Genomic DNA, 21,683 nt, shown 5'->3' with positions numbered 1-21,683 from the left:
CGGCGGGCCGCTCAGGCGCGCAGTTCGCCCTCGATGACCGTCACCGCTCGGCCGGTGAGCAGGGTGCGCTCGCCGCGCAGGCCGGTACGGACCAGCCCGGAGCGGCGGGAGGCCTGGAGCCCGGTGAGATCGTCGCGGCCGAGCCGGGCGGACCAGTGCGGGGCGAGCGCGGTGTGGGCGCTGCCGGTCACCGGGTCCTCGTCGATGCCGACGTTCGGGAAGAAGCAGCGGGAGACGTAGTCGTAGCCCAGGGACGCGTCCTCGGCGCGGGCCGTGGCGATGATGCCGCGCGAGGAGTAGGCGCCGAGGGACTTGGTGTCGGGGGAGAGAGCGAGGACGGCCTTCTCGTCGGCCAGTTCCACCAGCAGGTCGCCGACGTTCGGGCCGGTGTCGAAGGCGGCGACCGGCTGCGCGCCGAGCGCCTCGGCGACCCCGGCCGGGATCTCGACCGGGGTGAGCGGAGCGGTCGGGAAGTCGAGGGTGAGCGGACCGTCCGGGGCGGGCGTGGCGGTCAGCACGCCGCTGCGGGTGGCGAACCGCACCGGTCCCTCGTGGGCGCCGGTGGTGTGCAGGACGTGGGCCGTGGCGAGGGTGGCGTGCCCGCACATGGCGACCTCGGCGACGGGGGTGAACCAGCGCAGCGCCCAGTCGGCGTCACCGCCCGCGGGCAGCCGGTGCGCGAACGCGGTCTCGGCGTGGTTCACCTCCATCGCCACGTTCTGCAGCCAGTCGTCGTCCGGGAAGACGTCGTCGAGGATCAGGACCCCGGCCGGGTTGCCGGCGAACGGTCGGTCGGTGAAGGCGTCCACGATTCGAATGCGCATGCAGCCGACGCTAGCGGCTGCCACGGCCCCCGGACCAAGTCCACTTCACGAGTCCCGGCCCGTTTTCCCGCCACGCGCCGCCCGGGACCGCCGACTGCTCCCGGCGGTGACGTCAGGCTTGGCGGGCAGAGGTGGTGAGCCGGTCGGCGAGTGCGATGACGAGGTCGCGGAGTTCGTCCGGCCGCTCGATGACGAACGGCCGGTCGAGCGAGGCAAGGACGGGAGGCAACCAGTCGAGCCGCTCTGCTCTCAATTCGACGTGGAACCAGCGCTCGGTGTGCGGATCGCCTTCCGCGGGCGCGGGCCCCTCCACGCTCGCGATACTGGCGGGCAGTCGGGTGCGGATCTGTTCGACCGTCCCATGGATCCGCAGGGTCACTTCGTGCCGGTACGCGGCCTTGGCGAGCCCTGACAGGACGCGCTGTGCCGGATCGAGTTCAGCGGGCGGCTCGAATGAGCCTGGCAGCGTCCTCGCGTCCGCGATGCGATCGAGCCGGAAAGTCCGGTCCTGGCCGATCTCGGGATCGGTGCCCGTGACGTACCACCGGCCCGTATGGGTGACGATCCCGTACGGGTGCAGCGTGCGTTCGCTTCGTCGGCCGTCTCGGGTCGTGTACCTGATCGAGATCGGGCGGCGATGGCGTACCGCATCGGCCATGGCGAGCAGGACCCCTGTCTCCGGGGTGGCCGACTCCCCGGGCGGAGCCGTGAAGGCTAGGGATTCCATGACAGCGTCGAGCCGACGGGCCAGACGCTCGGGCAGTGCCCGGCGGATCTTGGCCGCTGCCGTCTCGCCCGCGGTCTCGGTCGCCGTCAGCAACCCCGTCCTGCGGCCGGCGACGAGGCCGAGCAGCACGGCGAGCGCCTCGTCGTCGTTGAGCATGAGCGGAGGCAGGCGGTACCCGGGGGCGAGACGGTACCCGCCATAACGGCCACGGACCGCCTCGACGGGGATGTCGAGGTCGACCAGGTGGTCCACGTACCGCCGCACGGTGCGCCCGTCGACGCCGAGCCGGTCGGCGAGTTCGGCCACCGTTCTGATGCCGCCCGACTGCAGGAGTTCCAGGAGGGTGAGCACGCGGCTGGTAGGTCGAGCCATGTTCACGAGCCTAGCGTTGATACCGGACCGATTCTGTCCACTATTTGCCCTAGCGTCCGAGGTGCAACGGCTTCACCACCCTGGGGAGAGCACCATGGACTTCGTGTCGATCCGGATCATCACCGGCGACATCGCGCGCCTCGTCGACTTCTACGAGCGAGCCACCGGAGCCCGGGCGGACTGGTCCACCGAGGACTTCGCCGAACTGCGGACCGCCGGCGCGACCCTCGCGATCGGCAGCAGCCGCACCGTGGCACTGTTCGCACCCGGCTCCGCCCGTCCGGCCGACAACAACACCGTGATCATCGAATTCCTCGTCGCCGACGTGGACGGCGTGTACCGGAACCTGGCCGATTTCGTCGCCGACTTCGTGACCGAGCCCACCACGATGCCCTGGGGCAACCGGTCGCTCCTGCTCCGCGACCCCGACGGCAACCTCGTCAACTTCTTCACCCCTGTCACCCCGATGGCCATCGAAAAGTTCGCTCGCTGACGACAGCGCGCCCACCCGGGCGGTGGCCGGTCCGGACAGGGGTATTGTCTGGCGATCGATTCCGATATATCGTTGACGTGTCGCGAAAGTACGCGATGCAGACGTGACTGATCGACGATGGAATGGAGTGATCGCTATGCGGTCCCACGGATTCGAGCGTGGACATCGGCACGAGGGTCCCGGGCGCCGGGGCATGGGCGGGTTCGAGGGCCGGCGGGCCGCCTTCGGGCCGTTCGGGCCGGGCGGCCCGGGGTTCGGCCCCGGCGCGCCCGGATTCGGACCGGGCCCCTGGGGGCCGCGCGGACGGGGCGGCCCGCGCGGGCGGGCGCGCCGCGGTGACGTGCGCGCCTCGATCCTGGCCCTGCTCAAGGACCGGCCCATGCACGGCTACGAGATGATCCAGGAGATCGCCGAACGCAGCGGCGGCGCCTGGAAGCCCAGCCCCGGGTCGGTCTACCCCACTCTCCAGCTCCTGGAGGACGAGGGCCTGATCGCCAGCGAGAGCGAGGGCGGCAAGAAGCTGTTCGCGCTGACCGAAAGCGGCCGCACCGCCGCCGAGGAGGGTCCGGACGCCCCCTGGGAAGAGGCCGGGCGTGGGGTCGACTGGGAGGCCCTCGGCGAGATCCGGCAGGCCGGCTCCGGTCTGATGGAGGCTTTCGCGCAGGTCTGGAAGACGGGCAGCAAGGAACAGCGGGCAAAGGCGCTGGCCGTCGTCAACGACGCCCGCAAGAAGCTGTACCTGATCCTCGCCGAGGAGGACTGAGGCCCGTACGCAAGGCGGCGCGCGCTCCGCGTCGGTATTCGGCCGGATCTCCTCCGTGAGGATGAAATCCGGGCCGGTGACGTCCACTCCGCGTGGGACGCGAAGATGGTTCCCCTCGTGGATGCCCCGTCCCGTTGGGGCTGATGAGGTAGGGGATGTGCAACCCCGTACAGTCCACCGGACCGCTCCCGGCGCAGCGGTTCCGCACCAGGACGGCGCTGCCGGGCTCGACGCCGAGCTGGCAGCGGTGGTGACCGGTGCCCGGCGCAGGGCCGTCCGGGACCGGGACCGCCAGACCGACACCGCCCATCTGCTCCACGCCCTGCTGGAACACGACCCCGGGGCCCGCGCCGCCGTAGGCGAACCGCGTCGGCTCGCCCGGCTCCTCGGCTATCTCGTGCAGCGCAGCATCGGCTACGGACTGCGCTGGCAGCGCAGCGTGGAGGACTCCGCCGCGCTCCCTGCCGTACCCGCGCCGGCCGGCGGTCCCGAGCACCCGGCGGCCGAATCCCCTGGCGGCCCCGGGCATCCGGTGGCAGCCATGTGCGGCTCCAGAGAACCGGCCGCGCGCGTCTGTAGTTCGGGGGACCCAGCCGCGCACGCGCGAAGTCCCAGGGATCCGGCCGCGCACGCGCGCAAGCCTGAGGGTACGGCCGGGTGCGCCCGGGGCCGGTCCGTCGCCGGGCCGGATGTTTCCGTCGCCGGGCGGGACGGTGTGGCCGGTGGCGCCGGGGGCTGGTCGCCCGCCGCCTCCGCCGCGCTCGCGGAGGCCCGGGCCCGCGCCCGGCGCCGGGGCGCGGCCCGCGTCACCGGCACCGACCTGCTCGCCGCGCTCGCCGCGGACCCGCGCTCCCGGGCCGTGGAGGTGCTGGACCGCGCCGGCATCCCGGCCCGCGAACTGCTCGCCCGGATCGAGGCCGGCACCGGCGCGTACGCCGACGACGGCACGCCGGCCCGACGGCGGTCGTCCAGCAACTGAGACAGGTGTCAACAGGAGCGAAGCTCCTGTCGGCGCCTGTCATCATGTGCGGGTGCGTACGTCTGTGAGCAGTCAGGGCAGTCCCGGCAAGGGCGCCGGTCTCGGTCTCGCGCTGGTCTCGGCACTGGCCTTCGGCGGGTCCGGGGTGGCGGCGAAGCCGCTGATCGAGGCGGGACTCGACCCGCTGCACGTGGTGTGGCTGCGGGCGGCCGGCGCCGCCCTGGTGATGCTGCCGGTCGCGGTGCGCCACCGCGGCCTGCCGCGCCGCCGGCCCGCGCTGCTCGCCGGGTTCGGCCTGCTCGCCGTCGCCGGCGTCCAGGCCTGCTACTTCGCCGCGCTCTCCCGGATCCCGGTCGGCGTGGCCCTGCTCATCGAGTACCTGGCGCCCGCCATGGTGCTCGGCTGGGTGCGCTTCGTGCAGCGGCGGCCCGTCACGCGCGCCGCCGCGCTCGGCGTGGTCCTCGCGGCGGCCGGGCTCGCCTGTGTGGTCGAGATCTGGTCCGGGCTGAGCTTCGACGCGCTGGGCCTGCTGCTCGCCCTCGGCGCCGCCTGCTGCCAGGTCGGCTACTTCGTCCTGTCCGACCAGGGCCAGGACCGGGGCGACGCGGCGCCGGACCCGCTCGGAGTCATCGCCTACGGCCTGCTCGTCGGCACCGCCGTGCTGACCGTGGTGGCCCGCCCCTGGACCATGGACTGGTCGGTGCTGGCCGGCCCGGCGGATCTGCACGGCACCGCCGTACCGGCCGGGGTCCTGCTCGCCTGGGTCGTCCTGGTCGCCACGGTGATCGCGTACGTCACCGGGGTGCTGTCCGTGCGCCGGCTGTCGCCGCAGGTCGCCGTCGTCGTCGCCTGCCTGGAGGCGGTCATCGCGACCGTGCTCGCGTGGGTGCTGCTCGGCGAGCACCTGTCCGCGCCGCAGGTGGCCGGCGGCGCGGTCGTCCTGCTCGGCGCGCTCATCGCCCAGTCCGCCACCCCGGCGGACAAGGGCACTCCGGAGCCGGTCGCCCCCGGCGACGGGGAACGGGAGATGTCCGCGCGGGGCAGCGCCGCCTAGGGTCTTTCGTTTGGATCAGGCCGGATCAGGGTGCGGTGCCAGGGCCCGCGAGCCCGGCATGATCCAAATGAGAGGTGCGGACCGGGTACTTCGGGACGGCGGCCCGGCCGGCCGGTCTGGCCGTGCTCGCCTTCGGTGGCTCGGCCGCGACCGTCCGGCGGGCGGCGGACGGGCGTGCTGTGCGTCCCGGCCTCGGCGGCCGGCTGCGGCGCGATGACCCTGCTCACCCGCTGGCCGGGCCGGAACGGCGGTGCCACGCCCGCCGCACCACGGTGGGCGCCTTCGCCGTGAGCAGCCCGGGCCCGAGGGGCGTGGGGCGCTGTGTCACCGGCCGCCGCCGCGCCGGGCCGTCGTCGTTACCGCTGCGCCAGGTAGTCCGGCAGTTCGATGCCGGGGGCCAGGTCCGGATTGGGGACCGCCGTGTCGTAGCCCTTGCGGAGCGGGACGACGCCGGCCCAGTGCGGCAGGGCCAGGTCCTCGGGCTCGTCGCTGGCCGCGCCGGCACGGGTCTTCACCGAGACCTCCTCCAGGTCCAGGCGGATCACCGCGGTGGCGGCCAGCTCCTTCCTGGTCGCGGGCCGGGAGTCGGCGGCCCGGCCCGGTACGACGTGGTCGACCAGCGCGTCCAGGGCCAGCCGTCGCTCCTCCGGGTCGGTGACCTCGTACGCGACGCCGTGCACCACGACCGAGCGGTAGTTGATCGAGTGGTGGAAGGCGGAGCGGGCCAGCACCAGCCCGTCGACATGCGTGACCGTGAGGCACACCGGCAGACCCGGGTCGGCGGCGCCGGCCATCCGTAGCGGACGCGAACCGGTCGAGCCGTGCAGGTACAGCCGCTCGCCGACCCGGCCGTACAGCGTGGGCAGCACCACCGGGGCGCCGTCCCGGACGAAACCGAGGTGGCCGACGTACCCCTCGTCCAGCAGCGCGTGCACCTGCTCCTTGTCGTACGACGCCCGGTCCGGGTAGCGCGTGGGCACGGTCCGGTCGGTCGGGGAGTAGGCGGCGGCCCGGTTGTTCTCGGTCGTGCCCTGCATGACGGTCCTCCATTGCGGCGAGCTTTGTACTAGTGCATAATGCTGTTTGTGCTAGGAGAATATCGGATCACAGGACGCGGTGCAGCCGATATCGCGGCCGGTATCGAGCAGGCGGTCGGCGACGGAGAGCTGCAACCGGGCCAAGCCCTGCCTCCCATGCGGGAGTTGGCGGCCCGGCTCGGCGTGAATCCGAACACGGTCGCCGCGGCCTATCGCACCCTGCGGGAGCGCGGGGTGATCGAGACGGCGGGCCGCCGGGGCAGCCGGGTGCGCCCCAAGCCCGCCACCACCGGCCGTGAGCAACTGCGCGTCGAGGTGCCCGCGGGCGGCCGTGATCTGTCCACGGGCAACCCCGATCCGGCCCTGCTGCCCCGCCTGGCCCCGGCCCTCGCCGCGGCGGCCGCGCAGGGCGATGCCCGGCCCGTCCGCTACGGCGACGATCCCGTGGACCCGGACCTCGCCCGCCTCGCGCGGGCCGAACTCGACGCCGACGGTGTCCCCGCGGGTCCGCTCACCGTCACCTCCGGCTCCCTCGACGCGATCGAACGCGTCCTCGCCGCGCACCTCAGACCCGGTGACACGGTCGCCGTCGAGGATCCGGGCTGGGGCAGCCTCCTCGACCTCGTGCCCGCCCTCGGCCTGCACCTGGCCCCGGTCGGCGTGGACGACGACGGGCCGCGCGCGGACGACCTGCGCCGCGCCCTGGAATCCGGGGCCCGCGCCCTGATCGTCACCGACCGGGCCCAGAACCCGACCGGCGCCTCGGTCACGGCCACGCGCGCGCGTGCCCTGCGCGCGGTGCTGCGCGACCATCCGGGAACCCTGCTCGTCGAGGACGACCACGGCCACGGCATCGTCGACCTGCCGGTGCACCCGCTCGCCGGCGTCACCCGCCACTGGGCGTTCGTCCGCTCCGTCGCCAAGGCCTACGGCCCCGACCTGCGCCTCGCCGTCCTCACCGGCGACCCCGTCACCGTGGACCGGGTCCGGGGCCGGCTGAGCCTGGGCCCCGGCTGGGTGAGTCTGCTGCTGCAACGGGCCGTGGCCCATCTCCTCACGCACGGCGCGGTGGACCGGGCGGCGGTGGCGCGGGCCTACGGCAGCCGCCGGGACGCCCTCGTCGACGCGCTCGCGGAGCGTGGCGTCACCGCCCACGGCCGCAGCGGCATGAACGTCTGGATCCCGGTCCCGGACGAGACCGGCGCGGTGGCCCGCCTGGTCCAGGCGGGCTGGGCGGTGGCACCGGGAGCCCGCTTCCGCCTCGCCTCACCGCAGGCCGTCCGCGTCACGGTGTCCTCGCTCACTCAGGAGGACGTCATCCCGCTCGCCGACGCGGTGGCGACGGCGGTACGCCCGAGTCCGGCGCGCGTCTACGGCTAGCGCCCTTCGCCTCCCCTGGGGCCTGGTGCGCGTCTGCGGTTAGCGCCTCTCGTATCTCCTGGGGTCTGGCGCGCGTCTGCGGTTAGCGCCTCTCCTGTCTGCTGGGGCCTGGCGCGCGTCTACGGCCGGCGCCCCGCGCATCTCCCGGGGCCCGGCGCGTATCTACGGCTAGCACCGCTTCGTCCCCCCGGGCCCCGGCGCCGCACCCCAGCCCCACAGGCGCGGTCGCCCAGCCCCACAGGCGCGGTCGCCCTCCTCGCCCGCCGCTCAGGCCCGCTTGCCGCGTGCCTGTGTCAGTGCGGCGCCCGCCAGTACGATCACCGCGCCCACCGGCGTCGTCCACCGGAGCGACTCGCCGAGGATCGCCACGCCCGCCGCCGTGGCGATGACCGGGATGAAGTACGTGACCATCTGCGCGGTGGTCGGCCCGACCTCGGCGACCAGGCCGTACTGGATCAGCACCGCGAGTCCGGTCCCAACCGCCCCGAGCGTGGCGACGGCCAGCAGCGGGACGACGGAGAAGTGCTCCGGGACGCTGGTGAACAGGGGCGTCACGATGGCGAGCTGGACCGTGGCCAGCAGCAACTGGCCGCCGGTCATCGACAGATGGGAGTTCCCGGTGCCGGCCAGGGTCCGCCGGACGTAGATCCAGCCCACCGGGTAGCTCAGCGAGGCCAGCAGCGCCATCGTCGTGCCCTTGGCGTCCAGGCCGTGGAAGCCCTGCCAGGCGCCCAGCACGGTCAGCACGCCCAGGAACCCGAGCCCGAGCCCGGCGACCCGGACCCGCGACGGCCGGTCCTCGGACAGGGCGACCAGGGACAGGACCATGCCCCACAGCGGGGACGTGGCGTTGCAGATGCCGGCGAGCGTGGACGGGATCGTCAGCTCGGAGTAGGCGAAGAGGGAGAACGGCAGGGCGTTCAGCAGGAACGCGGCGATCGCCATGCGCCCCCACAGCCGGGCCCCGCGCGGCAGCCGCTCCCGCTTCACGGCCATGGTCACCACCAGCACCGCCGTACCGAACGCCAGCCGGCCCAGGGTGACCTGAAAAGGCGCGTACCCTTCGGTGCCCACCTTGATCAGCAGGAAGCTGAAGCCCCAGATCACGGACAGGGCGCCGAAGCGCAGCCGCCAGTCGAGGCGGCCCCGGGGGAGGCCGGGGGCGGTGGACCGGGTGTGTGTCGACGAGGTGACCGTGCTCATGCCTCCTAGCTTTGCCGGGGGCAACCACGTAGCACAATCGAGATTTCGGCCCCGGTACCTCTTAGAATTTCTTACATGTTGAACCTGGAGCGCCTGCGCACTCTGGACGCGCTGGCCCGGCACGGCTCGGTCAGCGGCGCTGCCGAGGCGCTGCACGTCACCACCTCGGCAGTCTCCCAGCAGCTGGGCAAGCTGGAGCGGGAAATCGGCCAGCGGCTCCTGGCCAAGAACGGCCGGGGCGTGCGGCTCACGGACGCCGGCCGGCTGCTGTCGGAGCACGCGGCACGCATCCTGTCGCAGGCCGAACTCGCCGAGTCCGATCTGGAGGCGCACCGCGGCCAGGCCGTCGGCGAGCTGCGGCTGTCGGCGTTCCCGACCGCGGCCCGCGGACTGTTCCCGGCCGCGCTCGGGGCCCTGCGTGCCGAGCACCCGGGACTGCGGGTGCGCTCCAGCGAGCTGGAACCGGAACAGGGCATCGCGGGCGTCGTCCGCGGCGATCTCGACCTCGCCGTGGTCCTGGACTGGTACAACAAGCCGATGCCCGTGCCCGACGGCCTGGTCAAGGCGCCCCTGCTGGACGACCCGGCCGAGGTCGCCCTGCCCGCCGGGCACCGGCTCGCGGGCCGGGACGAGGTGGATCTGACCGAGTTCGCCGAGGACGAGTGGATCACCTGGGGCGAGGGCGAGTTCTGCCACGAATGGCTGATGTTCACCCTGCGCTCCAAGGGCGTCGAGCCGATCGTCGGCCACCGCGCGGGCGAGACCCACACCCAGCTCGGGCTGGTGGCCGCCGGACTGGGCGTGTGCATCGTGCCGCTGCTGGGCCGGCACCCGGTGCCCGAGGGCGTGGCCCTGGTCCCGCTCAAGCAGCGCCTGCGCCGCCATGTGTACGTGATATGGCGGGCGGACGCCGACCGCCGGCCCTCGATCCGCGCCGCGGTGGAGGCCCTGCGCACGGCGGCACGGAAACTGGGCTGAGCGCCGGGCCCGCGCTGTGGGCCGCCGCGCCCCGGCTATCCGTCGCTCAGTTTCCGGAAGTCCCAGGACACGATCTTCTCCGGGGTCAGCCGGGCCCACGCGTGGCGGCCGTCGTGCGGCATCTCGTCCAGGCCGAAGTACTTGCGCGCGAACAGCGTCTCGGCGGTGTCGAGTTCGGCGCACAGCCCGCCCCGGCGCGGCACCTCGCCCACGGACTCCACCCGGCCGGACAGCTCGGCCCCGCGCAGCGCGTCGTACTCCTCGCCGGAGTCGACCACGACCGCCACCCGCGGATCGCGGCCCAGCTGCGCCCAGCGCCGGCTGCGCACGACGGAGTACAGCCACAGCGAGGTGCCGTCCCAGACGAACCACAGCGGGCTCACGTGCGGTGCCCCGTCGGCCGAGACGGTCGCGACCCGGCAGGTGCGCTGGGTGCCGAGGAACCGGTCCAGTTCGCCGGGCGTCATCATGATCCGCCGGCCCCGGCGCTGCTGACCGACGGTCATGCGGTCCCCTCACTCTTCGCTCGGTGCCGGCGGGCCCCGCGGTGCCGGCGCCGGGACCGCTCAGGCCAGCCTGATCTCGTCACCGGAGACGGTGATCCGCGCCGCGGGCAGCGGGCGGGTCGCGGGCCCCTTGCGCACGCTGCCGTCCGCCGCGGAGAACTCGCTGTGGTGGCACGGACAGACGATCACGCCGTCCGCCACACCGCCCACCGCGCAGCCCTGGTGGGTGCACGTGGACGAGAACGCCTTGTAGGTGCCCGCCGTCGGCTGGGTGACCACGACCCCGTGGTCCTTGAAGACCGTACCGCCTCCCTCGGGAATGTCCGCCGTCTTCGCGAGCGCGGTTCCGCCGCCGTCGGGCGCGGCGCGGTCGGCGCCGGCTCCGGCGGCGACACGGCCGGAGGAGCCGTCGTCCGTGCCGCAGGCGGTCAGGGCGGCGGCGAGCCCCGCCGCCCCGGCCGCCGCCATGACGCCGCGGCGGCCCGGTCCGGCCGCGGGGTGGGGCGATGCGCTGGTCATAGGGGTTCCCTTCCGCAGAGCGTTCCTCGTCGTCCGCCCTGGGGTACGGCCGGGGGAGCGCGGCCGTTCAGCCGCACACGCAAACCGGCTCCGTTCACTGCGAGCGCCGGTGTCCGTCCACCGGTCCGGGCGTCGGCTGACGAGGCGGCGATGAGTTTTCGCGGCCGGGAGAGTCTCACCCCTGTTGTCACACCACAGGAGGAGCACGTGGCTCAGCTGCTGAGAGTCCAGAACTTCAACGTCTCGAGTGACGGGATCGGCGCCGGTGAGGGCCAGAGCCTGGAGAGTCCGTTCGGCCACGCCGTCGACCCGGCGAAGCTGTTCGCCTGGGCCGGTGCCACGGCGAGCTGGCCCATGCGCACCGATCCCGGAGGGAGCCGGGGCCTCGACGACTACTTCACGCGGGACTACGCGCGCAACATCGGTGCGGAGATCATGGGCCGCAACAAGTTCGGGCCCCAGCGCGGGCCCTGGAACGACCACGAGTGGCGCGGCTGGTGGGGTGACGAACCCCCGTTCCGCACCCCGGTGTTCGTCATGACGCACCACCAGCGTCCTTCGTTCACGCTCTCCGACACCACGTTCCACTTCGTCGACGGCGACCCGGCCACGGTCCTGGGGCAGGCGCGGGAGGCGGCGGGAGGAAAGGACGTCCGGCTCGGCGGCGGGGTGACCACCGTCCGGGAGTTCCTGGACGCCGACCTCGTCGACACCCTGCACGTGGCGGTCTCGCCGGTGAAGCTGGGGTCCGGACTACGGCTCTGGGAGTCCCCCGACGAACTGCTCGACCGCTTCCACCTGGAGGTCGTGCCCAGCCCGAGCGGCGTGACGCACCACCTCTTCTGGCGAAAGTAACCAACCCTCAGGGCCGGCCCCGCCGGCCCCGCTCGGCTGCTGTACCCCCCCGCGAGTCGGGGCACTCCTCCCCGGCTGTCACGCTTGGTTACTATGCTCACTTCGTGCCGGAGGCCGGAAGCAAGGGCGCACCGCCGTCGACGGGTGAGTCGGACGTGGCCGTCCCGAGCAAGGCAAGTGAGCGGGGAAGCCGTAGAAAATGTTGAGAGAAGTCACCGCTACCCGCTACATCACGCCGCTGCGTGAGGGCGGCTCGCTGCCGGGGCTCGTCGAGGCCGACGACTTCGGGACCTACGTCATCAAGTTCACCGGCGCCGGACAGGGCCGCAAGACCCTGGTCGCCGAGGTGGTGTGCGGCGAACTCGCCCGGCGCCTCGGCTTCCGCATGCCCCGGCTGGTCACCGTCGGTCTGGACCCGGTCCTCGGGCTCGGCGAGCCGGAGCAGCAGGTGCAGGACCTGCTCCGGCACAGCGGCGGCGCCAACCTCGGCATGGACTTCCTGTCCGGCGCCCTCGGCTACGACCCGCTCGCCTTCCCGGTGGACCCCGGGGAGGCCGGCCGGATCGTCTGGTTCGACGCGCTGATCAACAACGTCGACCGCTCCTGGCGCAACCCCAACCTGCTCGTGCACCACGGCGAGCTGTGGCTCATCGACCACGGCGCCACGATGATCTGGCACCACAACTGGCCCGGTGCCCAGACCTCGGCGGCCCGCCCCTACGACGCCTCCGACCACGCCCTCGCCCGCTTCGCCCCGGACGTGTCCGCCGCCGCGGCCGAGCTGGCGCCGCGGATCACCGAGGAGCTGCTCGCCGAGGTCACCGCCGAGATCCCGGACGTCTGGCTCGCCGGCGAACCGGGTTTCGACACCCCGGACGACCTGCGCCGGGCCTACGCGCGGCCGCTGCTCGCCCGGGCGGCCGTCATCGCCGACCGGATCACCGGCATCGGCACCGGAGCGAAGGAGAGCATGTGAGCGAGCGGCACATCCACATGGCCGGTCACGTCACCGAGCGGCACATCACCCGGGCGGGCCAGGGCGGCGACCGGGACGTGTTCGAGTACGCGCTGCTGCGGGTCGTACCGCGAGTGGAACGCGGGGAGTGCATCAACGCGGGCGTGCTCGTGTACTGCCGGGCCCGCGGTTACGTCGGCGCCCGCACCCATCTGGACGAGGCCCGGCTGCTCGCCCTGGACCCGGCCGCGGACGTGGCCGGGGTGCGTGCCGCGCTCGACGCGATCGAGCGGACGTGCGCGGGCGGCGAGCAGGCCGGGCAGGCGGCCGGCGACGACGCGGGGCGCCGCTACCGCTGGCTGGTCGCGCCCCGCTCCACCGTGGTCCAGCCCGGACCCGTGCACACCGGTCTGACCGCCGACCCGGCCGCCGAGACGGAGCGCTTGCTCGACCTCCTGGTGAGGTAATGGATCACACCGGCCGATGCGCCGTTGACACCGCGTGCCAGGGCTTCTAGCGTCACGGGTACCGAAGGTACTAAGCGGTCGCTCACCGCACGAGGGGACTCTCTCCGAGGGTCCGCCAGGTTCTCTCAAGGGCGAGGAGAAACAGCATGTCCACCACCGAACAGCGGGTCGCGGTAGTCACCGGCGCGGCGCGCGGCATCGGCGCCGCCACCGCCGTACGGCTGGCCGCCGAAGGCCACGCGGTCGCCGTGATCGACCTCGACGAGGCCGCCTGCAAGGACACCGTCGAGAAGATCACCGCCGCCGGCGGCACCGCCCTCGCGGTCGGCGCCGACGTCAGTGACGAGGCGCAGGTCGAGGCGGCCGTCGCCCGGATCGCCGAGGAGCTGGGCGCCCCGGTGATCCTGGTCAACAACGCGGGCGTGCTGCGCGACAACCTGCTGTTCAAGATGAGCGTCTCCGACTGGGACACGGTCCTGAACGTGCACCTGCGCGGCTCGTTCCTGATGACCAAGGCGGTGCAGAAGCACATGGTCGACGCCGGCTGGGGCCGGATCGTCAACCTCTCCTCCTCCTCGGCGCTCGGCAACCGCGGCCAGGTCAACTACTCGGCCGCCAAGGCCGGTCTCCAGGGCTTCACCAAGACCCTCGCCATCGAGCTGGGCAAGTTCGGCATCACCGCCAACGCCGTCGCCCCGGGCTTCATCGCCACCGAGATGACCAAGGCCACCGCCGACCGCGTCGGCATGGGCTTCGAGGACTTCAAGAAGGCCGCCGCCACCCAGATCCCGGTGCAGCGCGTCGGCGAGCCCGAGGACATCGCCAACGCCATCGCCTTCTTCACCGGCGAGGCCGCCGGCTTCGTCTCCGGCCAGGTGCTGTACGTCGCCGGCGGACCGCTCAACTAAGGGACCAGGCACATGACTTCCGCTGAACTCTCCGGCAAGGTCGCGATCGTCACGGGTGCGAGCCGCGGTATCGGCTACGGCATCGCCGAGGCCATGGTGGCCCGCGGCGACCGCGTCTGCCTCACCGGCCGGGGCGAGGACGCCCTGACGGAGGCCGTCGAGCGGCTCGGCGCCGACCGGGCCATCGCCGTGGCCGGCAAGGCGCACGACCTCGACCACCAGACCGAGGTCGTCGAGCGCACCATGGCGGCCTTCGGCCGCGTCGACTTCCTGGTCAACAACGCGGGCACCAACCCGGTCTTCGGCCCCCTCGCGGACCTCGACCCGGACGTCGCCCGCAAGGTCTTCGAGACCAACGTGGTCTCCGCCCTCGGCTTCGCCCAGAAGACCTGGCACGCCTGGCAGAAGGAGAACGGCGGCGCGATCGTCAACATCGCCTCGGTCGCCGGTCTCGCGCCCTCGCCGTTCATCGGCGCCTACGGCGTCAGCAAGGCCGCGATGATCAACCTGACCCAGCAGCTCGCGCACGAGTTCGCGCCGCGGGTACGGGTCAACGCGATCGCCCCGGCCGTGGTCAAGACCAAGTTCGCCAAGGCCCTGTACGAGGGCCGCGAGGAGGAGGCCGCGGCCGCCTACCCGCTCGGCCGGCTCGGCGTGCCCTCCGACATCGGCGGCGCCGCCGCGTTCCTCACCTCCGCGCAGTCCGACTGGGTCACCGGTCAGACGCTCGTCGTCGACGGCGGCATCTTCCTCAACGCCGGCGTGAGCTGAGCCCGACGGTACCGGGCGCCGATTTCCGGACGGATCGGCGCCCGGAACACCCGTGACGTCCGCTCGGCGGACTGACAACGTCGTCATCGCCGAATCGATCAAGAAGCCCTGTTCCAGGGGAGGTTCAGCCACCGGGACGCTGCGGTATGGTCTGCCGACCCTTGGTATGGCAGATCGAGGAGCGTGCGCGTGTTCAACCGGAACCGATTCCTGCGGAGCGTCGCGGCGATCGCGTCCCTAACGCTGGCCGCCGGATGCGGGGTGCTGTCCGACGGCGGTGGCGACGACCGGGGTGCGATCGTCGTGGGCACCACCAGCGCCCCCAGCACGCTGGACCCCGCCGGCGCCTGGGACGGCTCCTGGGAGCTGTACCGGAACATCTTCCAGACGCTCCTCGCCTACCCGAACGGCGCCACCACCCCGCAGCCCGACGCCGCCGGGAGCTGCGAGTTCACCGACTCCACGAGCCGCACCTACCACTGCCGGCTGCGCTCCGGGCTGACGTTCTCCGACGGCGACCCGCTGACCGCCGAGGCGGTGCGGCACTCGATCGACCGCATCCGCGCCATCAACGCCCGCGGCGGCCCAGCCGGACTGCTCGGCAGCCTGGACCGCGTGGAGACGTCGGGTGACCGCGACATCGTCTTCCACCTCAACCAGCCCGACGCCACCTTCCCGTTCGTGCTGGCCACCCCGGCCATGTCCCTCGTCGACCCGGACGACTACCCGGCCCACTCCCTGCGCAAGGACAGCGACGTGCACGGCTCCGGGCCGTACCGGCTCCAGTCCTACGAGGAGGGCGCCGAGGCCGTCCTGGTCCGCAACGACCACTACAAGGGCTTCGCCAAGCGGCAGAACGACGCGGTGACCGTCCGCTACTTCAAGGACTCCGCGGGCATGGTCAAGGCGCTGCGGGACAAGCAGGTCGACGTCACCTACCGCGGCCTGGCCGCCGACGACATCCTCGCCCTCCAGGAACACGACAACGAGAACCTGCAACTGTTCGACGGCGCCGGCACCGACATCAGCTACCTGGTGTTCAACCCCCAGGACCCGTGGGCCAGACAGCCCGCCGTACGCAAGGCCGTCGCCCAGCTCGTGGACCGGGGCGCGATCGCGCACAAGGTCTACAAGGACACCGTCGACCCGCTGTACTCGATGGTCCCCAAGGGTCTGACCGGCCACTCCACCGGCTTCTTCGACGACTACGGCGATCCCAGCGCGGCCAAGGCCCGCACGATCCTCTCCGACGCCGGCATCACCCGGCGCGTCCCGCTCACCTTCTGGTACACCACCGACCGCTACGGCTCCGAGACCGCCCGGATGTTCCAGGAGCTGAAGAAGCAGCTGGACGGCTCGGGCCTGTTCGCCATCACCCTCCGAAGCCGCCCCTGGAAGAGCTACGTCCTCGGCTACCAGAAGCACGAATACCCGGTGTTCGGACGCGGCTGGTTCCCGGACTTCCCCGACCCCGACAACTTCATCGCCCCGTTCGTCGGCGAGGACAACGCCCTCGGCACGCCCTACCCGGCCAAGGAGATCACCGGCCGGCTGCTGCCCCACGCGCGCGCCGAGAGCGACCGCGCCCGGACCGTCAAGGACGTGGAGGCGGCCCAGCGGATCATGGTGGACGACGCCCGGCTGCTCCCCCTGTGGCAGGGCCGGCAGTTCGTGGCGGCCAGCGTCGACATCTCCGGCGGCGAACAGGCCCTGGACCCGTCGACGATCATGATGATGTGGACGCTGCACCGCAAGACCAGCTGGTGAACCACCCTCACGGCACCGGTTGTCAGTGGTCGCCTGTAGGTTCGGGAGCCTGGAAGTGGACCGACACCGTGAGGACGTTGACGTGACCGACATCGCCATGCTGCCCGAGTCCTGGCGCGGGGTTCTGGGCGACGAACTGCAGCAGCCCTACTTCAAGGAGCTGACCGAGTTCGTCGAGGAGGAGCGGGCGAAGGGCCCCGTCTACCCGCCGCGTGAGGAGGTCTTCGCCGCGCTGGACGCGACGCCGTACGAGCAGGTCAAGGTCCTCGTCCTCGGCCAGGACCCGTACCACGGCGAGGGCCAGGGCCACGGCCTGTGCTTCTCGGTCCGTCCCGGCGTGAAGACCCCGCCGTCCCTGCGGAACATCTACAAGGAGATGCAGCAGGAGCTGGGCCTGCCCGTACCGGACAACGGCTATCTGATGCCGTGGGCCCGGCAGGGCGTGCTGCTGCTCAACGCGGTCCTCACCGTCCGGGCCGGCGAGGCCAACTCCCACAAGGGCAAGGGCTGGGAGAAGTTCACCGACGCCGTGATCCGCGCGGTGGTCTCCCGGCCCGACCCGGCGGTCTTCGTGCTGTGGGGCAACTACGCGCAGAAGAAGCTCCCGCTGATCGACGAGACCCGGCACGCGGTGGTCAAGGGCGCGCACCCCTCGCCGCTGTCCGCGAAGAAGTTCTTCGGCTCCCGCCCGTTCACCCAGATCAACGAGGCGATCGCCCGCCAGGGCCACGAGCCGATCGACTGGCGCATCCCCGACCTGGGCTGACGGCCGGGGACCCGGGCGGGGGGCCGTGACCGGGCCACCGGTGCGCCGCGGGACGGCGCCGCCTGACCGGGAATCCGCGGTCCGCCGGTTAGCGTCGGGAGCGGACAACCGACGACGGCCCGGAGGGACCCCGTGGCGGAGCGACAGGAGCAGGCGGCCCCCGATGCCGTGCTGACGCGGATCGGGCAGGTCGTGATGCTGCACCACGGCGGCGACCGCGAGGAGGCCCGCAGCCGTTTCCTGGACCTGTGGGCGGAGATCGGCGAGGACGGCGACCCGCTGCACCGCTGCACCCTCGCCCACTACCTCGCCGACACCCAGGACGACCCGGCGGACGAACTGGCCTGGGACCTCAGGGCGTTGTCGGCGGCCGGGGAACTGGCCGGCGGCCGCGCGGGCGGCGATCCGGCCGGCGTGCGGGGCTTCCTCTCCTCCCTGCACCTGAACCTGGCCGCCGACTACGCCAAGCTGGGCCGCACCGAGGCCGCCCACAGCCATCTGCGCCGGGCCCGCGCCGCGGCGGCCGCCCTCGCCGACGACGGCTACGGCGAGCAGGTCCGGTCGGAGATCAGCCGCCTGGCACGGCGGCTCGGCGAGGACGGCACCCCGGACCCGGAGAGCCCGGGACCGTTCCGGCGCAGGTGACGGGAGCGGCTCACGGGCCGTAGACCTGGGCGCAGATCCTCGCCTCCGGGCTGTCCTGGCGCCAGCCTCCGTAGGCCCTGCCCAGCGCGCAGACGTCCGAGGGCCTGGGTGGGGCCGGGACGGCGCGCGGGGAACGGGCCGGGCGCGGCGGCCGGTGGCCGGGTGCGGCCGGGACACGCGGCCGGACGGGCGGTCCGGACGGTGCCGCGCGCCGGGGCACAGCGGTCCGCTCCAGCGCCTCGGCGGCCGGTTCCCGTGCCTTCCCCGGCCGCGCGCCGCCGTCCGGACGGGCCGCGGCCGGCTGCGAACGCGCCGGACCCGGAGCCGTCGGGTGCCCTACCGTCACACAGCCGCCGAGGGCCGAGACGGCCACGGTGACCAGAAGCGCTGCGGTGGTCGTGGTTCGATGCACCCGCGCCACTCTGCTGGTCCGGCGCCCGGCCCGGGGCCATGCCGCCCCAGCCCGTGCGCCGTACGGGTGATCCCGTACCCCGTGCGGAGGTCTCCGCGGCGCCCCGGCTGACGCCCGTATGCTTCCGCAAGGCACCACACAGGCAAGGCGTAAGGGGAGAGCAAGTGAAGGTCGGCTGCATCGGACTCGGGGACATCGCGCAGAAGGCGTATCTGCCGGTGCTCGGCACGCAGCCGGGAGTGGACCTGCACCTGCACACCCGCACCCCCGCCACCCTGGACCGGGTCGCGGACGGCCTGCGCCTGCCCGCACGGCAGCGGCACACCACGCTGGACTCGCTGCTCGCCGCCGGCCTGGACGCGGCCTTCGTGCACGCGCCCACCGACGTCCACCCCGAGATCGTCACCCGGCTGCTGGAGGCCGGCGTCCCGACGTACGTCGACAAGCCGCTCGCCTACGAACTCGCCGACTCCCGGCGGCTGGTCGACCTCGCCGAGCAGCGCGGTGTCTCCCTGACGGTCGGCTTCAACCGCCGGTACGCGCCCGGGTACGCGCAGTGCCTGGACCACCCGCGCGAGCTGATCCTCCTGCAGAAGAACCGCACCGGGCTGCCCGAGGAACCGCGCGCGATGATCCTGGACGACTTCATCCACGTCGTCGACACCCTGCGGTTCCTGGTGCCCGGCCCGGTCGACGACATCACCGTCCGCGCCCGCGCCAAGGAGGGGCTGCTCCACCACGTGGTGCTCCAGCTCGCCGGGGACGGCTTCACCGCGCTCGGCGTGATGAACCGGCTCAGCGGCTCCAGCGAGGAGATCCTGGAGGTGTCCGGGCAGGACACCAAGCGCCAGGTGGTCAACCTCGCCGAGGTGATCGACCACAAGGGCCAGCCCACCGTGCGCCGGCGCGGCGACTGGGTGCCGGTGGCCCGCCAGCGCGGCATCGAGCAGGTGGTGCTCGCCTTCCTCGACGCCGTACGGGCCGGACAGGTGCTCAGCGCGAGGGACGCACTGGCGAGTCATGAGCTGTGCGAGCGCGTGGTACGCGCGGTGCGGGACGGGGCCGGCGCGGCCTGAGCGCCCGGACGCCCTCCGTCACGGCCAGCGCGGCCAGCACCAGCAGCGCGCCGAGCGCGGGCCAGTCGCCGTAGCGGACGTACGGCGTGCTGCCGTGCGCCAGCGGTACGTCGTACACCCGGGCGGCGCGTGCGCCGGTGCCGAGCCACGGGCCGAGGCGCCGCCCGTCGGGGCCGTACACCGCCGTCACGCCCGTGAGGGTGGCGTGCACCATCGGGCGGCCGGTCTCGGCGGCGCGCAGCGCGGCCAGCGAGGCATGCTGCCCGGGCGCCCAGCTGTGCTGGAAGGACGAGGTGGAGGACTGGCCGAGGAGGACGTCCGCGCCGTCCTCGGCGAGATGCCGGCTCATGTCCGGGAAGGCGGTCTCGAAGCAGATCAGCGGGCCGACCCGCAGCCCGTGCCCGACGTCCAGCACGGTCTGCGCGGTGCCCCGGCGCCGGTCCTCGCCGGCGGCCCGGCCCACGGAGGTGGCCCAGCCCAGCAGCGAACGGGCCGGTATGTACTCGCCGAACGGGACCAGCCGCATCTTGTCGTACCGGCCGCCGGTCGGACCGTCCGGGCCGACCAGCACCGCACTCTTGTAGATGCCGGGCCGGTCGGAGCGGCGGGCGTCCACGTTCACCAGCACGTCGGCGCCGGTCGCACGGGACAGCGCCGCCAGCCGCCGGGCCAGGGCGGGCCGGCCGGCCAGGTCGGAGCCGACGCTGGACTCGCCCCACACCACCAGGTCGACGTCCTGTCCGGCGAGCCGCCGGGTCAGCCGCTCCTCCTCGTCGAACCGCCGGTCACCGCTGTCCGTCCCGGCCACGACACCCGGCTGTACGACGGCGATCCGCACCCGCCCGTCGACCTCCGGGCGCGGCGCCCACCCCCACGCGGCCGAGGCCACCGCGGCCGTGGCGACCAGCGAGGCCACGGCCGGCACACGCGCGGTCCGCACCGCCACCAGCACGGCCACCGCCACGTTGACGGCCACCACCAGGAAGCTGAGCAGCCACACCCCGCCGACCGAGGCCAGCCGCAGCGCCGGCTCCACCTGCCACTGGCTGGCACCCAGCATGCCCCACGGCCCGCCGAGCCCCTGCCAGGACCGGACCAGCTCCACCGCCAGCCAGGCCGACGGCAGCACCAGCAGAGCGGCGGCGGCCCGGCCCGGCGACGGCACCCCGCCCAGGAGGCGGTGCACCAGCAGACCCCACGGCGCCCACAACAGGCCCAACAGCGCGGCTATCAGGAAGATGAACACGTGCAGGCTCGGCAGCAGCCAGTGGTGGACGGCCACCAGGAAGCCGAAGCCGCCGCACCAGCCGTCGTACGCGGCCCGGCGCCCGGTCGGCGCCGAACGCGCCAGCAGGATCCACGGCACCAGGGCGACGTAGGCGAACCACCACAGGGAAGGGGCCGGGAACGCGAGCACGGGCAGCGCGCCGAGGAGCGCGGCGGCGGCCGAGCGGCGCCAGGGGGAGGTCAGCAGGCGGTTGATCGTCCTCATAAGGACCCTCCCTACCCAGCTGTCGTTCCCGTGTGCGCCGGACGTGGTGCCGGCGTGTCCCGGAACGCGGGCCGGGTGCCGCCTCCCGGCCGTCTCCTACGGGGCGCCGGTCCCGTCGGCCGCCCGGCGGCGCCACTTCTCGTGGACGACGACCTCGCGCAGCCGCCAGCCGTCCGGGGTGCGCAGCAGCCCGAAGTCGTACCGGCCGCCGCACAGCAGATCCGGTGCGGGGCCGGCGGAACCGGCGAGGCGCAGGGGGCTGAGGTAGTCGGCGCGCACCCGCGCGGTGTCGCCGGTGTCCTGCTCCAACGCACCGAACCGTACCTGCCGGTTGACGATCAGATGCTGGCGCGGGGCGGACAGGGCCAGGCTCTCGGCGAGCCAGACCGCGACCTGTTCCGTCTCGCCCTCGATACCGCCCGCCGAGCGGTAGTCGGCCCGCCCGTCCGCCGTGAACAGCGTCCGGTACGCCGCCCAGTCACCGTCGTCCACCGCCACCGCGTACGCGGTGACCAGGTCGTCCACGGCCAGCCGGTCCCTTACCGTCGCGAACTCCGTACGCTGCGTCATCGGGACAGTCTTGGGCACGACGGGCCCAGCGCCAAGAGGGCGTGCCCGGCGGAACCGGGCGGCCTGCGAGCGGGGGGGTGCCTCTATGTCTTTCGTCAAGCGATGCGGGGGCTCCTGGGTTCGTAGAAGGTTCCGTCGCGGAGCATGGCGAACAGGACGCTGGT

Annotated in this window: 23 protein-coding genes; 15 read left to right on the top strand and 8 right to left on the bottom strand. The window is 73.2% G+C overall.

All coding sequences use genetic code 11. The features are described 5' to 3' along the window. Window positions 1–11: 11 nt before the first annotated feature. Both ACH4OA_RS33550 and ACH4OA_RS33545 read right to left on the bottom strand, forming a co-directional pair. Window positions 12–824, bottom strand: coding sequence for a PhzF family phenazine biosynthesis protein (locus tag ACH4OA_RS33550; RefSeq protein ID WP_397973185.1), 813 nt, complete (start codon window positions 822–824; stop codon window positions 12–14). Between the two features lie 112 nt (window positions 825–936). Further along, window positions 937–1,923: a helix-turn-helix transcriptional regulator gene (locus ACH4OA_RS33545; RefSeq protein ID WP_397941359.1), complete on the bottom strand. Its 987-nt coding sequence runs from the start codon at window positions 1,921–1,923 to the stop codon at window positions 937–939. 94 nt (window positions 1,924–2,017) lie between these two features. Here ACH4OA_RS33545 and ACH4OA_RS33540 point away from each other — a divergent pair, with 94 nt between their 5' ends. The 4 genes from ACH4OA_RS33540 (at window position 2,018) to ACH4OA_RS33525 (ending at window position 5,212) form a co-directional block, all read left to right on the top strand. After that, on the top strand, window positions 2,018–2,416 hold the full coding sequence (locus tag ACH4OA_RS33540; protein ID WP_397973183.1) for a VOC family protein: 399 nt from the start codon (window positions 2,018–2,020) through the stop codon (window positions 2,414–2,416). Window positions 2,417–2,552: 136 nt separating this feature from the next. Beyond that, a complete protein-coding gene (locus ACH4OA_RS33535; protein WP_397973181.1) occupies window positions 2,553–3,179 on the top strand; it encodes a PadR family transcriptional regulator in 627 nt (208 codons plus the stop codon). A gap of 157 nt (window positions 3,180–3,336) precedes the next feature. Beyond that, on the top strand, window positions 3,337–4,158 hold the full coding sequence (locus ACH4OA_RS33530) for a Clp protease N-terminal domain-containing protein (protein WP_397973178.1): 822 nt from the start codon (window positions 3,337–3,339) through the stop codon (window positions 4,156–4,158). 46 nt (window positions 4,159–4,204) lie between these two features. Continuing rightward, window positions 4,205–5,212, top strand: coding sequence for an EamA family transporter (locus tag ACH4OA_RS33525; protein WP_397973175.1), 1,008 nt, complete (start codon window positions 4,205–4,207; stop codon window positions 5,210–5,212). A 356-nt stretch (window positions 5,213–5,568) separates the two neighbouring features. On the opposite strand, the gene ACH4OA_RS33520 is transcribed toward ACH4OA_RS33525, so the two are convergent. Further along, window positions 5,569–6,249: a pyridoxamine 5'-phosphate oxidase family protein gene (locus ACH4OA_RS33520; RefSeq protein WP_365873894.1), complete on the bottom strand. Its 681-nt coding sequence runs from the start codon at window positions 6,247–6,249 to the stop codon at window positions 5,569–5,571. A 48-nt stretch (window positions 6,250–6,297) separates the two neighbouring features. Here ACH4OA_RS33520 and ACH4OA_RS33515 point away from each other — a divergent pair, with 48 nt between their 5' ends. Then, window positions 6,298–7,629 carry an aminotransferase class I/II-fold pyridoxal phosphate-dependent enzyme gene (locus tag ACH4OA_RS33515; RefSeq protein WP_365873891.1) on the top strand — a complete coding sequence of 444 codons (1,332 nt, stop codon included), beginning with the start codon at window positions 6,298–6,300 and terminating at the stop codon, window positions 7,627–7,629. Between the two features lie 267 nt (window positions 7,630–7,896). Here the strand turns inward: ACH4OA_RS33515 and ACH4OA_RS33510 are convergent, their stop codons facing one another. Next, entirely contained in the window at window positions 7,897–8,832 is a 936-nt protein-coding gene (locus tag ACH4OA_RS33510) for a DMT family transporter (RefSeq protein WP_365873889.1), read from the bottom strand. 75 nt (window positions 8,833–8,907) lie between these two features. On the opposite strand from ACH4OA_RS33510, the gene ACH4OA_RS33505 reads away from it, so the two are divergent. Continuing rightward, a complete protein-coding gene (locus ACH4OA_RS33505) occupies window positions 8,908–9,810 on the top strand; it encodes a LysR family transcriptional regulator (protein ID WP_397941367.1) in 903 nt (300 codons plus the stop codon). A gap of 35 nt (window positions 9,811–9,845) precedes the next feature. Here the strand turns inward: ACH4OA_RS33505 and ACH4OA_RS33500 are convergent, their stop codons facing one another. After that, entirely contained in the window at window positions 9,846–10,316 is a 471-nt protein-coding gene (locus ACH4OA_RS33500) for a pyridoxamine 5'-phosphate oxidase family protein (protein ID WP_397973173.1), read from the bottom strand. 60 nt (window positions 10,317–10,376) lie between these two features. Continuing rightward, window positions 10,377–10,835 carry a Rieske (2Fe-2S) protein gene (locus ACH4OA_RS33495; protein WP_397973170.1) on the bottom strand — a complete coding sequence of 153 codons (459 nt, stop codon included), beginning with the start codon at window positions 10,833–10,835 and terminating at the stop codon, window positions 10,377–10,379. Between the two features lie 207 nt (window positions 10,836–11,042). On the opposite strand from ACH4OA_RS33495, the gene ACH4OA_RS33490 reads away from it, so the two are divergent. The 9 genes from ACH4OA_RS33490 to ACH4OA_RS33450 all read left to right on the top strand — a co-directional run bounded on the left by ACH4OA_RS33490 (window position 11,043) and on the right by ACH4OA_RS33450 (window position 19,457). Beyond that, window positions 11,043–11,690: a dihydrofolate reductase family protein gene (locus tag ACH4OA_RS33490; RefSeq protein WP_397973167.1), complete on the top strand. Its 648-nt coding sequence runs from the start codon at window positions 11,043–11,045 to the stop codon at window positions 11,688–11,690. Between the two features lie 199 nt (window positions 11,691–11,889). Then, window positions 11,890–12,666, top strand: a complete 777-nt coding sequence (locus ACH4OA_RS33485) for a HipA family kinase (protein WP_365873879.1) — start codon at window positions 11,890–11,892, stop codon at window positions 12,664–12,666. Then, a complete protein-coding gene (locus tag ACH4OA_RS33480; RefSeq protein ID WP_397947203.1) occupies window positions 12,663–13,112 on the top strand; it encodes a DUF3037 domain-containing protein in 450 nt (149 codons plus the stop codon). The genes ACH4OA_RS33485 and ACH4OA_RS33480 overlap by 4 nt, the downstream gene beginning before the upstream one ends. Window positions 13,113–13,258: 146 nt before the next feature. Beyond that, window positions 13,259–14,020, top strand: coding sequence for a 3-oxoacyl-ACP reductase FabG (fabG, locus tag ACH4OA_RS33475; protein ID WP_365873875.1), 762 nt, complete (start codon window positions 13,259–13,261; stop codon window positions 14,018–14,020). Window positions 14,021–14,032: 12 nt separating this feature from the next. Next, window positions 14,033–14,791: an SDR family oxidoreductase gene (locus ACH4OA_RS33470; RefSeq protein ID WP_365873873.1), complete on the top strand. Its 759-nt coding sequence runs from the start codon at window positions 14,033–14,035 to the stop codon at window positions 14,789–14,791. Window positions 14,792–14,980: 189 nt separating this feature from the next. Continuing rightward, window positions 14,981–16,558 carry an ABC transporter substrate-binding protein gene (locus ACH4OA_RS33465; protein WP_397941375.1) on the top strand — a complete coding sequence of 526 codons (1,578 nt, stop codon included), beginning with the start codon at window positions 14,981–14,983 and terminating at the stop codon, window positions 16,556–16,558. A gap of 82 nt (window positions 16,559–16,640) precedes the next feature. After that, window positions 16,641–17,324 carry a uracil-DNA glycosylase gene (ung, locus tag ACH4OA_RS33460; protein ID WP_365873869.1) on the top strand — a complete coding sequence of 228 codons (684 nt, stop codon included), beginning with the start codon at window positions 16,641–16,643 and terminating at the stop codon, window positions 17,322–17,324. A gap of 132 nt (window positions 17,325–17,456) precedes the next feature. Continuing rightward, window positions 17,457–17,969, top strand: coding sequence for a hypothetical protein (locus ACH4OA_RS33455; RefSeq protein ID WP_397941376.1), 513 nt, complete (start codon window positions 17,457–17,459; stop codon window positions 17,967–17,969). A gap of 576 nt (window positions 17,970–18,545) precedes the next feature. Continuing rightward, complete coding sequence (locus ACH4OA_RS33450; protein WP_397941378.1) at window positions 18,546–19,457, top strand: Gfo/Idh/MocA family protein; 912 nt, start codon at window positions 18,546–18,548, stop codon at window positions 19,455–19,457. Here ACH4OA_RS33450 and lnt read toward each other — a convergent pair. After that, a complete protein-coding gene (lnt, locus tag ACH4OA_RS33445; protein WP_397973164.1) occupies window positions 19,375–20,949 on the bottom strand; it encodes an apolipoprotein N-acyltransferase in 1,575 nt (524 codons plus the stop codon). The two genes, ACH4OA_RS33450 and lnt, sit on opposite strands and share 83 nt — an antisense overlap. A gap of 96 nt (window positions 20,950–21,045) precedes the next feature. Next, the gene (locus tag ACH4OA_RS33440) at window positions 21,046–21,519 is read right to left on the bottom strand and encodes a nuclear transport factor 2 family protein (protein ID WP_397941381.1); all 474 of its coding nucleotides are present in this window, start codon (window positions 21,517–21,519) and stop codon (window positions 21,046–21,048) included. Window positions 21,520–21,683: the final 164 nt, after the last annotated feature.

The organism is Streptomyces sp. NPDC017095, assembly GCF_044332325.1.
GTDB lineage: Bacteria > Actinomycetota > Actinomycetes > Streptomycetales > Streptomycetaceae > Streptomyces.
This window is presented reverse-complemented; position numbering and strand designations above follow the sequence as displayed.